The sequence below is a fragment of the Streptomyces sp. NRRL S-1022 genome (assembly GCF_000720135.1).
In the GTDB taxonomy this organism is placed as follows: Bacteria; Actinomycetota; Actinomycetes; order Streptomycetales; family Streptomycetaceae; genus Streptomyces.
This window is the reverse complement of record NZ_JOIU01000012.1, coordinates 167,231-179,498: the sequence shown is the minus strand read 5'-3', so window position 1 is coordinate 179,498 and position 12,268 is coordinate 167,231. Positions and strand designations below refer to the sequence as shown.

14 protein-coding genes and 6 tRNA genes are annotated in these 12,268 nt (G+C 71.2%); 12 read left to right on the top strand and 8 right to left on the bottom strand.

Annotation, left to right across the window (positions count from 1 at the left end):
• Positions 1–21 precede the first annotated feature (21 nt).
• Positions 22–303: a zf-TFIIB domain-containing protein gene (locus IG05_RS0118605; protein ID WP_078894317.1), complete on the top strand. Its 282-nt coding sequence runs from the start codon at positions 22–24 to the stop codon at positions 301–303.
• 52 nt (positions 304–355) lie between these two features.
• On the opposite strand, the gene IG05_RS0118600 is transcribed toward IG05_RS0118605, so the two are convergent.
• From IG05_RS0118600 to IG05_RS0118580, 5 genes are all read right to left on the bottom strand, one after another.
• A tRNA-Val gene (locus IG05_RS0118600) sits at positions 356–427 on the bottom strand.
• A gap of 29 nt (positions 428–456) precedes the next feature.
• Positions 457–528: transfer RNA gene (locus tag IG05_RS0118595), tRNA-Val, on the bottom strand.
• Between the two features lie 38 nt (positions 529–566).
• Positions 567–638: transfer RNA gene (locus IG05_RS0118590), tRNA-Val, on the bottom strand.
• A 1-nt stretch (position 639) separates the two neighbouring features.
• A tRNA-Cys gene (locus IG05_RS0118585) sits at positions 640–713 on the bottom strand.
• 38 nt (positions 714–751) lie between these two features.
• Positions 752–824 (bottom strand) — tRNA-Gly (locus IG05_RS0118580).
• A 178-nt stretch (positions 825–1,002) separates the two neighbouring features.
• On the opposite strand from IG05_RS0118580, the gene IG05_RS0118575 reads away from it, so the two are divergent.
• From IG05_RS0118575 to IG05_RS0118565, 3 genes are read left to right on the top strand one after another with little or no spacing between them, the layout of a single operon-like run.
• Positions 1,003–2,046 (top strand): chorismate-binding protein, encoded by a 1,044-nt coding sequence (locus tag IG05_RS0118575; protein ID WP_030343936.1) that lies wholly within the window; start codon positions 1,003–1,005, stop codon positions 2,044–2,046.
• Positions 2,043–2,864: an aminotransferase class IV gene (locus tag IG05_RS0118570; protein ID WP_030343932.1), complete on the top strand. Its 822-nt coding sequence runs from the start codon at positions 2,043–2,045 to the stop codon at positions 2,862–2,864. Before IG05_RS0118575 ends, IG05_RS0118570 begins: the two co-directional genes overlap by 4 nt.
• Positions 2,865–2,913: 49 nt before the next feature.
• Positions 2,914–3,738: a GNAT family N-acetyltransferase gene (locus tag IG05_RS0118565; RefSeq protein WP_030343930.1), complete on the top strand. Its 825-nt coding sequence runs from the start codon at positions 2,914–2,916 to the stop codon at positions 3,736–3,738.
• Positions 3,739–3,843: 105 nt separating this feature from the next.
• Here IG05_RS0118565 and IG05_RS0118560 read toward each other — a convergent pair whose 3' ends face one another.
• Positions 3,844–4,377 (bottom strand): DsbA family protein, encoded by a 534-nt coding sequence (locus tag IG05_RS0118560; RefSeq protein ID WP_030343929.1) that lies wholly within the window; start codon positions 4,375–4,377, stop codon positions 3,844–3,846.
• 193 nt (positions 4,378–4,570) lie between these two features.
• On the opposite strand from IG05_RS0118560, the gene IG05_RS0118555 reads away from it, so the two are divergent.
• Together IG05_RS0118555 and IG05_RS47870 are read left to right on the top strand one after the other, a co-directional pair.
• Entirely contained in the window at positions 4,571–5,011 is a 441-nt protein-coding gene (locus IG05_RS0118555; protein ID WP_030343927.1) for a hypothetical protein, read from the top strand.
• Positions 5,012–5,151: 140 nt separating this feature from the next.
• On the top strand, positions 5,152–5,319 hold the full coding sequence (locus IG05_RS47870) for a hypothetical protein (RefSeq protein ID WP_158838957.1): 168 nt from the start codon (positions 5,152–5,154) through the stop codon (positions 5,317–5,319).
• Positions 5,320–5,423: 104 nt separating this feature from the next.
• Here the strand turns inward: IG05_RS47870 and IG05_RS0118545 are convergent, their stop codons facing one another.
• Positions 5,424–5,984, bottom strand: a complete 561-nt coding sequence (locus tag IG05_RS0118545) for a CGNR zinc finger domain-containing protein (RefSeq protein WP_030343925.1) — start codon at positions 5,982–5,984, stop codon at positions 5,424–5,426.
• 398 nt (positions 5,985–6,382) lie between these two features.
• Positions 6,383–6,796 carry an SsgA family sporulation/cell division regulator gene (locus IG05_RS0118540; RefSeq protein WP_004002642.1) on the bottom strand — a complete coding sequence of 138 codons (414 nt, stop codon included), beginning with the start codon at positions 6,794–6,796 and terminating at the stop codon, positions 6,383–6,385.
• Positions 6,797–6,987: 191 nt separating this feature from the next.
• Here IG05_RS0118540 and IG05_RS0118535 point away from each other — a divergent pair, with 191 nt between their 5' ends.
• From IG05_RS0118535 to IG05_RS0118510, 6 genes are all read left to right on the top strand, one after another.
• Complete coding sequence (locus IG05_RS0118535; RefSeq protein ID WP_030343924.1) at positions 6,988–7,452, top strand: TIGR02611 family protein; 465 nt, start codon at positions 6,988–6,990, stop codon at positions 7,450–7,452.
• Between the two features lie 84 nt (positions 7,453–7,536).
• Positions 7,537–7,608 (top strand) — tRNA-Val (locus IG05_RS0118530).
• A gap of 123 nt (positions 7,609–7,731) precedes the next feature.
• Positions 7,732–8,040, top strand: a complete 309-nt coding sequence (locus tag IG05_RS49365) for a hypothetical protein (protein ID WP_030343918.1) — start codon at positions 7,732–7,734, stop codon at positions 8,038–8,040.
• A 1,097-nt stretch (positions 8,041–9,137) separates the two neighbouring features.
• Positions 9,138–10,421: an ABC transporter substrate-binding protein gene (locus IG05_RS0118520; protein WP_030343916.1), complete on the top strand. Its 1,284-nt coding sequence runs from the start codon at positions 9,138–9,140 to the stop codon at positions 10,419–10,421.
• Positions 10,422–10,432: 11 nt separating this feature from the next.
• Positions 10,433–11,392 (top strand): carbohydrate ABC transporter permease, encoded by a 960-nt coding sequence (locus tag IG05_RS0118515; protein WP_030343914.1) that lies wholly within the window; start codon positions 10,433–10,435, stop codon positions 11,390–11,392.
• Positions 11,389–12,267, top strand: a complete 879-nt coding sequence (locus IG05_RS0118510) for a carbohydrate ABC transporter permease (protein WP_030343912.1) — start codon at positions 11,389–11,391, stop codon at positions 12,265–12,267. Before IG05_RS0118515 ends, IG05_RS0118510 begins: the two co-directional genes overlap by 4 nt.
• The last annotated feature ends 1 nt before the right edge of the window (position 12,268 follow it).

The window sequence follows — 12,268 nt, the reverse complement described above, 5'->3', positions numbered from 1 at the left end:
CGGCGAGGAGTTGAGCCGAGCATGCAGTGTCCGAAGTGCCATGCACCGATGCACACCTACAACCGCAACGGCGTACAGATCGAGCAGTGCAGCGGCTGCCGCGGCATCTTCCTCGACTACGGCGAGCTGGAGGCGCTGACCCGTCTGGAGTCCCAGTGGTCGCAGCCGGCCCCGCCGCCTCCCGCGGCCCCGCAGGCCTACCCGGCCCCGCCGGCGCCCGCCTGGGGCGCCCCGCACGGCGGCCACGGTCACCACGGCCACCACCGCCACAAGAGCTTCGGCCACATGCTCTTCTCCAGCTGAGCCCACGAAGAAGCCCCCGGCCGTACGAGACGGCCGGGGGCTCCTTGCTGTGTGGACGATACTGGGATTGAACCAGTGACCTCTTCCGTGTCAGGGAAGCGCTCTCCCGCTGAGCTAATCGTCCGCGGACCGTGACCCACGGGTCACAGGCAGTGCGCGATACTGGGATTGAACCAGTGACCTCTTCCGTGTCAGGGAAGCGCTCTCCCGCTGAGCTAATCGCGCGAGGGATCTTCGAGAAGACCCAGGATCCGAGGATCCGGTGGACGATACTGGGATTGAACCAGTGACCTCTTCCGTGTCAGGGAAGCGCTCTCCCGCTGAGCTAATCGTCCTTGGAGGTGGAGACGGGATTTGAACCCGTGTAGACGGCTTTGCAGGCCGTTGCCTCGCCTCTCGGCCACTCCACCAGGAGTGTAGGGGATCGGGACGACCCCTTCTTCCTTCGAGCGGACGACGAGGCTCGAACTCGCGACCTCAACCTTGGCAAGGTTGCGCTCTACCAACTGAGCTACGTCCGCCTGTCGTTTCGGTCCGCTTCCGCGTCCCGGCGACGTGTTGAACTCTAGCGGATTCCCGGGCCAGCACAAAAACGCGTTTGCGCAGCGTGCTGCGGTGCACCCGGCGGACCCGGTGGCCGGGGCCCGCTCCGGGACATCCCGGAGCCACCTCCCGGACACCCGCCCTAGACTCGACCACGTGCTCCACCATGCTCCTCTCGCCCGCTTCGGCGACCGCGTCGCCACCGGTCTCCTCGACGTCACCAGTGATCCGGCCGCGCTGGACTCGACCGGCTTCTGGGCCGTCTGCGCGGACTTCGAGGGCCGGCTGACCTGCGCCCGCTTCGCCGACGTGCGCGAGGAGCCGGTGCCCGCGCCGGTGCCCGGCGCCTGGCGGGGCCCGGAGCCGGAGGACTGGACCTCGTCCCTGGACCGCGCCGCGTACACCGCGGCCGTCCGCCGCATCCGCGCGTACATAGCGGCCGGCGACGTCTACCAGGCCAACCTCTGCCGGGTGCTGAGCGCGCCCGTCGCCCCCGGCGCCGACGTGGACGCCCTCACCGCCCTGCTGGCCCGGGGCAACCCGGCCCCGTACGCGGGAACGATCCGGCTGCCGGAGCACGGCGTGGAGATCGCCACCGCCTCGCCCGAGCTGTTCCTGCGCCGGGACGGCCGTACCGTCGAATCGGGTCCGATCAAGGGCACCGGGCGCACCGAGGCGGACCTCCTGGAGAAGGACTACGCCGAGAACGTGATGATCGTGGACCTGGTCCGCAACGACATCGGCCGCGTCTGCGCGACCGGCAGTGTGACGGTCCCCGACCTGTGCGTCGTGGAGAAGCACCCGGGGCTCGTCCACCTCGTGTCCACCGTCCGCGGCGAGCTGCGCGCGGACGCCGGCTGGCCGGAGCTGCTGGCCGCGGCCTTCCCGCCCGGCTCGGTCACCGGCGCCCCCAAGTCCAGCGCCCTCAGGATCATCGAGGCGCTGGAGACGGCACCGCGCGGCCCCTACTGCGGCGGCATCGGCTGGGTCGACGCCGACCGGGGCACCGCCGAGCTGGCCGTGGGCATCCGTACCTTCTGGATCGACCGCGCCGCGGGCGCCCTGCGCTTCGGCACCGGCGCCGGCATCACCTGGGGGTCCGACCCCGAGGGGGAGTGGCGCGAGACCGAGCTGAAGGCGTCCCGGCTGCTCGCCGTGGCGTCGGGAGCGTACGAGGCGACCGAAGGGGCGCTCACATGAGGATCTGGCTGGACGGCGAGCTGCGGGACCTGCGATCCGCCCGGGTCTCCGCCCTCGACCACGGACTGACCGTCGGCGACGGCGTCTTCGAGACCGTCAAGGCGGTCGACGGCGCGCCGTTCGCGCTCACCCGGCACCTCGACCGGCTGACCCGCTCGGCCCGCGGCCTCGGCCTGCCCGACCCCGACCACGACGAGGTGCGCCGCGCCTGTACGGCCGTCCTGGCGGCCGACCCGGTGCTGCTGGGCCGGCTGCGGATCACCTACACCGGTGGCCACGGCCCGCTCGGCACCGGCCGCGGCGAGAACGGCCCCACCCTCATGGTCGCCGTCGGCGAGACCAGCCGCCGCCCGGACTCCACCGCGGTGATCACCGTCCCGTGGACCCGCAACGAACGCGGTGCCCTCGCCGGCGTCAAGAGCACCTCGTACGCCGAGAACATCGTGGCCCTCGCCCGCGCCCACCAGAACGGCGCCTCCGAGGCCCTGTTCGGCAACACGGTCGGGCGGCTCTGCGAGGGCACCGGGTCCAACGTCTTCGTCGTCCTGGACGGCGAGGTCCACACCCCGCCGGTCACCTCCGGCTGCCTGCCCGGCGTCACCCGGGCCCTGGTGATCGAGTGGACGGGCGCCAAGGAGACCGACCTGCCGCTGGACGTCCTGCGGCGCGCCGACGAGATCTTCCTGACCTCCACCCTGCGGGACGTCCAGGCCGTGCACCAGGCCGACGACCGCGAACTGCCCGGCGCCCCGGGCCCGGTGACCGCCGAGACCATGCGGATCTTCGACGAGCGCTCCGGACAGCACCTCGACCCCTGAGCCGGAAAACAGGCTGACGCGGGCGGCCGCCCTGGGTAGAACACCTGTGATGACCACGACCCTGCGGCCGGCCGAGCCGCTCCAGCAGCACCCCGACGGAACCCGTTCCCGCCGCTACGCGGTCTGCGTGAACAGCCGTCCCGTCGGCGAGGTGCACCTCGGCACCTCCCCGTCGCTCGGCGACTCGGTGGCCCGCGTCATCGACCTCACGATCGCCGAGCCGGACCGGCGGCGCGGCCGGGGCACCGTCGCCGCGCTCGCCGCGGAGGAGGTGGCCCGCGGCTGGGGCTGTGTCCAGATGGAGACCGTGGTGCCCACCGCCGCGGCCGCCGCGCTGCGCCTGTTCGGCGCCCTCGGCTACACCGTGCGCAACCGCGGCATGGAGAAACACCTCGGCGGCACACCGCCCGCGCTGCCGGCGGACAGCCGGGCACGGCCCATGACTCCGGCCGAGTTCGACACCTGGCAGGAGAAGGAGAGCGAGCGGTACGCGCGCTCCTGGACCGAGCGGGGCCTGTCCGAGACCGCGGCCCGTGCCAAGGCCCGCAACGACCACGCCCGGCTGCTGCCGGACGGGCTCGCCACCGACGGCATGCTCTTCAGCGTGCTGGAGCACGCGGGCGGCCCGGTGGGCACCCTGTGGCTGGCCTTGGAGGAGACCCGGGCGTACGTGTTCGACGTGGAGACCGGCGCGGCCCACCGCGGACGCGGGCACGGCCGTACGCTCATGCTGCTGGCGGAACGCCAGGCGATCGAGGCCGGCCGCCCGGTGCTCGGCCTCAACGTGTTCGCGGGCAACACCCCGGCCGAGCGGCTCTACACCTCACTCGGGTACGAGGCGGTGACCCACTCGCTGACCAAGCCCCTGCTGTGAGGCAGCCGGCCCGTCTCGTCCTCAGGCCGGCCGGCCGCACCCTCAGGCCGGCCGGCCGCGTCCTCAGGCCTGCCGGTCGCGTCCTCAGGCCTGCCGGTCGCGTCCTCAGGCCTGCCGGTCGCCCTGGCCGGCCAGCAGGCGGTCCGCGATCTCCTCGATGCGCGCGCGCAGCCCCTCCTGGCTCTTGCCGCCGTCGAGGCGCTCGCCCCCGATGACGTACGTCGGGGTGCCCGTCACCCCGATCGCCTTGCCCTCGGCCTGGTCGGCGTCCACGATCAGGATGTGCCGGCCGTCGATCAGCGCGGTGTCGAACTCCTCGGCGTCCAGGCCGAGTTCGCGGGCCACCTCGACCAGGAAGGGTTCGCCCGCCCGGTCCAGCTCCTCGACCCGCTCCAGCACGGCCTCCACGTACGGCCAGCCGTTGCCCTGTTCCAGCGCCTCCTCGACGGCCTGCGCGGCGGCGAAGGCGTGCTTGTGCTTCTCCAGCGGGAAGTGCCGCAGCCGCAGCTCCAGCCGGTCGCCGTAGCGGGCGCGCAGGGCGCGGACGTCGTCCAGGGCGGTGCGGCAGTCGGGGCACTGCAGCTCGCACCAGACGTCGAGGACGAGGGCATCGGTGCGTGCGGGAGAGGTGTCGCTCATGCCCACCAGTCTTCCAGGCCGGACGCGGGCGGACCCAATCGGGATCTCGCGGGCGCCGGAGCCCGGGGCGGGTGGCGAGGGCCCCGAGACGACCCGGAGATGTCCCTGATGTCCGGCCGGATCATGGCATCGCGGGGCGTCGGCGGTGCACGATGGAAGCGACGAGATCGAGCCCGCCCGCCAGGAGGACCGGATGATTGCCGAGACAGTCTGCTCCGCCGTGTCCGCGGCGGGCCTGGGTATCGCAGTGGTCACGGCCTACCGCAGGCGTTTCCTGGCGGCGGCCCGCCTCGCGGCCTACTCGCTGGTGCCGGTCGGTCTGGTGATGACCGGAGTCGTCGGCTGGCTCGCCGACACCGCCCTGAGCCCCACCGCCTGGGCGGGCTTCGGGGTGCTGGGCGCGGCCTGGCTGCTGTTCGCCGGCACCCGTGCCGTGGAGCGCCGGCGGGCCGGCGCCGGTGCGGGGGACAGGGCGGCCGGGCGGGACGCGGTGGCGCCCGCCGCCCCGGCCCCGTCCCTCGGCGGGACGGCGGCCCGTCCCGCAGCCGCCCCGCGGGCGGCCTCGTCCCGGGGGACCGACCCGGCCGAGGACTTCAGCGACATCGAGGCCATCCTCAAGAAGCACGGCATATGACAGTCACATGACTGACTGAAACGACACAGTGGGTCCGTAGGCGTCCGGAATCGTTCACCAGCCGGACGAGACCTCACGGTATTCGGCGAACTAGCGCAAGATCCCTGTGCGTTGATCGCGGACGGGGTGCCGGGTGCGTCATGATCTGCGACGAGATGCTGGACACGTCACAGAGCGAGGCCGCGCCGCCGAAGGACAAGCCGCGCGGGTGCCTCTTCGCCCTTTCCCAGCCACCGCTGATGATCTTCCTGGCGGTGATCGGGTGCCTGATCCTCATGGCTGCGCTGCACGACCTGCTGTTGCTGTGAGCCGTACACGTCCGTCCCGGCGCCACCCGCCGGGACCGACGTCGCACCCAGGCGAGCGCTGTCGCTCCGGACGAGCGCCGCCGCTCCGGACGAGCGCCGCCGCCTCAGCCCGCCGCTTCCTTGCGCCGGGCCCGGTACGCGGCGACGTGCAGCCGGTTCCCGCAGGTGCGGCTGTCGCAGTAGCGGCGCGAGCGGTTGCGCGACAGGTCCACGAAGGCGCGCCGGCAGTCCGGGGCCTCGCAGCGCCGCAGCCGTTCCTGCTCGCCGGCCACCACGAAGAAGGCGAGCGCCATCCCGCAGTCGGCGGCGAGGTGGTCGGCCACCGAGGCGCCCGGCGCGAAGTAGTGCACATGCCAGTCGTAGCCGTCGTGGTCCGTCAGGCGGGGCGTGGTGCCCGCCGCGGCGACCAGCTCGTTGATCATCATGGCGGCGGACCGGGGGTCCGGGGCCGCGAAGATCGCAGCGAACCGTCCCCGGACCCGGCGGACGGCCGAGAGGTCGAACTCGGACAGCACACCGACGTCGCTCATCTTGTGGCTTCGCACGAAATCCGCGAGAGCCGGGACATCGGACAGTCCGTCCGCCTCCGCGTCGTCTTCCGGCGCGGTGTTCACCAGATCCACCACGGTGTCGAGGGCGCACCGGGTGTCGTGGGTGATCAGCACAGTTCGCTCCCTGGCCTGGGGGTCGGGCGGGCGCCCGCCGATGCTGGCCGATGGTAGCGACAACAGCGCCCGCCGCACCCGTCCGCGACCGACCTCACTTGCCGGGAGAACGCCACGGAACCGCCGGCGGTTCCCGGGCCCCACGCCCGGAGCCCACCCCGGCGTCCCGCTCGCGCGTCGGGCCGACCGCTCCCCGGCCCACCCGTCACGGACGCGCTCCGGCAGGCGTCCGTCACCCGGCGGCGGACGCCCGTCAGTCGGCGCAGTGGGACGGCGCAGCTCGACGCCGTCTCCGTGAGCACTCACGGTGACGGCGTGGAGCTGCGCCGTAGGCGGTTGTCCTGGCCCGAGCCGTCTCCCCGAGTGGACGGCGCCGGGCTGCTTCGAAGGGCGGCGACCTAGCTCTCCGCCAGAATGTGCGACAGCTCCTGATCCAGATCGAAGTGCCGGTGTTCCGTGCCGGGCGGCACGGCGGCGTCCGTCCGCTTCAGGAAGGACTCCAGGGCCCGCGCAGGGGCCTCCAGCAGCGCCTCCCCCTCCGGGGAGCTGAGGGCGATGCAGACGACGCCCTGACCATGACTGCGCGACGGCCAGACGCGGACGTCGCCGGTGCCGGTGGGCCGGTGAAGCCCCTCGGCCAGGAGGTCGCGGGCGAACACCCACTCGACGGTCTCTTCGGCTCCGGTGTGGAAGGTGGCGTGCACGGCGTAGGGGTCGGCCGTGTCGTACCGCAGGCCTGCGGGGACAGGCAGGGAGGACTCGCTCGACACAACGAGGCGCAGGTGCAGCTCGCAGCTGACCGTGGTGTTCATAAGCGCCAGGGCCTTTCGCTCAGTGTGCGCTCGGGGATTCGCACGTCGGCGAAATCGACATGCCACCTACGGTGCCGTTGTAAACCCCTCTGAGGGTTTTGCGTGTCTTTACGTACCTCTTCCGGCCGAGAACTCGTACCAGTCCTGCCGCCATTCCGGTGACTGGATTCACTCCGGTAGGGTTTGTCTGTATGAATACGGGGAGTGACGAGCCGGGCGAGGTCGCCGTGGCAGCGGACGAGGCGAGGACCGAGGAACCCGAGACGGGCCGGGAGGCCGAGCGCGGGCTCGGCTCGCGGGCGCCGGAATTCATCAAGTCCCGCCGGCTCCTGCACCTGAGCTGGCAGGTCGGCGTCTTCGTGGTCGGCCTCGCGGTGGTCGGGGCGGGCATCGTCATGCTGCCCCTGCCCGGACCCGGCTGGGTGGTGATCTTCGGCGGCATGGCGATCTGGGCGACCGAGTTCGTCTGGGCCCAGCTCGTGCTCCGCTGGACCAAGCGCAAGGTCACCGAGGCGGCCCAGCGGGCCCTCGACCCCAGGGTGCGCCGCCGCAACATCACCCTGACCGCGATCGGGCTGGTGATCATCGGCGTCCTCGTCGGGATCTACCTGTGGAAGTTCGGCCTCGTCATGCCCTGGAAGATCAAGGACCAGTGACGCGGCCCGCGGGGCCGGGGGCTCGCGCCGCCCGGCCCTGGTCGGAAGCACCGCCTGACATGGGGTAATGTTCTTCCTGCGTCCGGGCGATTAGCTCAGTGGGAGAGCGCTTCGTTCACACCGAAGAGGTCACTGGTTCGAACCCAGTATCGCCCACCCGGACCGACGGCCCATCTGCGATCAGCAGGTGGGCCGTCGTCGTGCGAGCGAGGCTACGGCTGCGGATGGGGCAGACCCGGCCCCCTCGCCCGCACCGGCCTGCTCGCCCTCTCCGCCTGCGTGTCCGCCTGCGAGTTCGCCGGCGGACACGGCCCCGGCGACGAGGGCCGCCGCCTCGACATGTTGAAGTCGTTCCCGCTGAACGCCCACGTTCCCGACGCGACGACCCGCGACGGCAGGGTGGTCGGCATGGCGCAGTGGATCCTCGCCGGGAGGTGCATGGTCCGGCTCGGCGGCCGCCGAGTACCCACCCGCCTGTCACCCGGACCGGTGGGGCGGCCGGGCGCCACCGCGTCCCGCCCGGCCGCCTTGCTGCCGAACCGGCACCCCCCTCGGTGCCTCCCGGCCACCCACCGGATCATCGCCTGAGGCCCCCGGCCGGTCCCTCCCGCACCGAGCCTCACCAGCGGTTCCGGGCGCCGGGGCCTTCCGGTTCGGTCCCGGGAGGGACCGCCGGACTGTGGTGCCTCAGCATGCGTGTGGCCCTGGAGGCGGCCCGGCGAGGCGTGAGGCCGCACTCCGTCGATGGAGCTCCCAAGGCCCCCGACGGCACACCCGCCCGACAGCCCGCCCGCCGCGGCGCAGCACTCGCCTCACCGCCGGACCCCACGCGTACCCGGCCCTCGCCCACGCGGCCTCTACGCCCCTCCGCGCCCCTCTGGGCGCCCTGTCACCCGAGTAGGCCCGCCCACCCGCACCGGGCACGCCTCCGGCCCCATCAGCCGCCATCCCGGGCCCACCGGGCAGCGAGGGCCGGCGCGAAGACGCCGAGCGCGACGAGAAACGCCTGGCACCGGCCGAGCAGGTCGCCGGTCCGGCCACCGAGGAGGCAACAGGCCGCCGAGCCCCCGGGAAGTCGCCGGATCCGCGTCCGTCCGCAGGCCCCCGCCGGCCCTGCCCCGGTTCGTAGCCTCCTGCCGCTCGCCCCGGCCCCCATGCACCCCAGGCCTCCGCCCGCCCCCGCACCCCACCACCACCTCCGCCCCACCCCGGCCACATCCGCGTCGTGGTCACGCAGCCCTCGCCGGGAGGTGCGGGACGCACCCCTCCGCGCCTGGCCGGCCCACGCCACGAAGGCTGCGCCGGCCCCGTTGCCGGAGCCTGCGCGGCTCGCGTGCCCTGGTCGGTTGCGGGCACTTCGTCCAGCCGGAACGCCCGGAGGAGACGAACCGATCCCGTCCAGCCGGCTGGCGTCCCTGCCGGCGTGACGCCCTGTCCGGCCGGTTCGCCTGTCCGCCTGCTCGGGCTGTTCGGCCCGTTCGGCGTATTCGGCCTGTTCGGCCTGTCGGTCGCGGCCCCTCCGACCAGGGGGAACGGTCGGCAGGCCGGTCCGTCGCCCGGGCGCCCCGCAAGAAAATCCTGTCCGAATCATTGACGCACCCCGGACCCCTCCGTACCTTGTGCCAGCAAGCGCTTACTTGAAACGATTCATGGCGCGGCGACGGCACCGCGGGGAGGGCCCGACTGTGGGAACCAGGAATCTTGACAGGCGTACGATCCTGAAGGCTGCGGGGGCCTCGGCGGCCACGCTCGGGCTCGCCGCGACGACCGGCTGCGGGGGTGAAAGCGGTTCCGGGAACGGAACGGTGACGATCCGTTATTCATGGTGGGGTGCCGAGGAGCGGGCCAAGAAGATCAACCGGTCCATCGCGCTCTTCGAGGAGAAGTTCCCGAAGATCAAGGTCAAGACGGACTTCCAGACGTACCAATCCTTCTGGGAGAAGTTCCAGACGCAGGCGGCCGGCGGAAATCCCCCGGACGTTTTCCAAAACGCCGTCACTTTCCTTAGGAAATACGACAAGCGCGGAATTCTCCTCGACCTGAAGCCCCAGGTTCAGGCCGGAAATCTGAGCCTGGACCACTTCCGTGCGGGCGTCACGAAGGTCGGCGAGGTCGACGGCAAGCAGCTGGGCGTTCCCGTCGGCTCCAACACCATGGCGCTCGTCATCGACAAGAAGGTCTTCCGGAGGGCGGGCGTCGAGCCGCGGCCGGGCTGGACCTGGGACGAGTACTTCAAGGCACTGAAGACCATCCACGACAGGACGAAGGTCCCCGGGGACACCGGCTACTTCGCCATCATGTACCTGTACGACCTCTACCTCCGGCAGAACGGCAAGGCGTTCTTCACCGACGACGGACTCGGCTTCGACCAGGGCGACCTGACGGAGTGGTGGACCGACGGCTACAACCGCGTCAAGGCCGGCATCGTCACCGACCCGAAGGTCGTCTCCCAGGACCAGCCCAAGTCCTCCCTCTCCGCCGGTCACGGCGCCTCGGAGTTCACCTGGGACAACTTCACGGTCCGCTACTCGGCCGAGGGCGACAGCGAGTACGGCCTTGCGCCGATCCCCACCACCGACGGCAAGCACACCGGCCAGTACCTCGCCTCCCTGATGCTGAGCGCCTCCGCCCGCACCTCCCACCCCGAGGAGGTCGCCCAGTTCATCGACTTCATGGTCCACGACCCCCGGGTCGGCAAGATCATGGGCTACGACCGGGGCATCCTCGCCGGCACCGAGCAGTACGAGGCCTACCGGCCGGCCGACGGGATCAACAAGGAGATCGCGCAGTACGAGGAGGACACCGCCAAGTCCGGCGTCCTCGGCACCATCACCCCGCACCCCTCCGGCGCCGACACCATCGAGGCCGCCTTCCTGCGCCTCGGCGGCGACCTCGGACAGGGCAAGACCAAGGTCACGGACGCGGTGAAGCAGTTCTTCACCGAGGCCGAGAGCGCCTTCCAGGCGTGAGGGGAACCGCCGTGACGCTCGTCAAGGACTCCGTGCCCGCGACCCGCACCGCTCGCCCGGCCGCCACCGGCAGGACGGGGCGGCCGGGCCGACGGCGGGAGAACCTCGCCGGCTACCTCTTCATGTCCCCGTGGGTCGCCGGTTTCCTGCTGCTGACCGCGGGCCCGATGATCGCCTCGCTGTACTTCGCGTTCACCGACTACAACCTGTTCACCGCCCCGAAGTGGGTCGGGTTCGACAACTTCACCCGGATGTTCGACGACCCGCGCTGGCAGAAGTCGGTGGAGGTGACGGCCACGTACGTCGTCATCGGCACCCCGCTGAAGCTGCTGCTCGCGCTGGGCGTCGCCCTGCTGCTCGCGCAGAGCCGCCGCGGCCAGGCCTTCTACCGGGCCGCCTTCTACGCCCCCTCGCTCATCGGGGCGAGCGTCTCGGTCGGCTTCGTGTGGCGGTCGCTGTTCTCCGACGGCGCCGTCGTGGACCGTACGCAGAGCTTCCTCGGCTTCCACGTCGGCGGCTGGGTCGGCAACGCCGACTGGGTGCTGTACTGCCTGGTCGCGCTGACCGTCTGGCAGTTCGGCGCGCCCATGGTGATCTTCCTGGCCGGGCTCAAGCAGGTGCCGAGGGAGCTGTACGAGGCGGCCGAGATGGACGGCGCCGGACCCTTCCGCAGGTTCTGGAGCATCACCCTGCCGATGATCTCCCCGGTGCTCTTCTTCAACGTCCTGCTGGAGACCATCCACTCCTTCCAGATCTTCGGCTCGGCGTACGTCGTCTCCAACACCTACTGCGGACCGGCCGACGCCACGCTCGTCTACACCTGCTACCTCTACCAGCAGGGCTTCAAGAACTCCCAGATGGGCTTCGCCTCCGCCATGGCCTGGATGCTGCTGCTCGCCGTGGCCCTGGTGACGGCCGTCCTCTTCTGGTCCCAGAAGAAGTGGGTGCACTACGAGGAGGACGCCCGATGAGCGCGACCACCCCCGAACCGCTCGGCGGCGGACTCGCCCGCAAGCGCACCGGCTCGCTCGGCTGGCACCTCGGCGCGCTGCTGATCCTGGCCGTCATCCTCTACCCGGTCGTCTGGGTGATCGGTGCCTCGTTCAAGCCGAGCAGGGACATCGTCAACAGCCTCACGCTGGTCCCGTCCCACCCGATCCTGTCCAACTTCAAGGGACTCGCCGACGGCATCGCGGACATCTCGATCTGGACGTTCTTCCAGAACTCGCTCGTCTACGCGGCCGGGGCGGTCGTCGGCGTCCTGGTCTCCTGCTCGCTCACCGCGTACGCCTTCGCGCGCATCAGGTTCGCCGGGCGCAACCTGCTGTTCTCCCTGATGATCGGCACGCTCCTGCTGCCGTACCACGTGCTGCTGATCCCGCAGTACGTGATGTTCCAGAAGCTGGGCCTGGTCAACACCTACGTGCCGCTGCTGCTTGGCAAGTACCTCGCCACGGAGGCGTTCTTCGTCTTCCTCATGGTGCAGTTCATGCGGAACCTGCCCCGCGAACTGGACGAGGCGGCCCGTCTCGACGGCTGCGGGCACCTGCGCATCTACTGGTCGATCGTGCTGCCGCTGTGCCGGCCCGCGCTCATCACCAGCGCCATCTTCACCTTCATCAACGCCTGGAACGACTTCATGGGCCCGCTGATCTACCTCAACGAGCCCGGCAAGTACACCGTCTCCCTGGGCCTGATGATGTTCCGCGACTCCGACGGCGTGGCCGCCAACTACGGCGGCATGATCGCCATGTCGCTCGTCGCGCTGCTGCCCGTGCTGCTGTTCTTCCTCGCCTTCCAGCGCTATCTCATCGACGGCATGGCGACCTCCGGACTGAAGGGCTGAA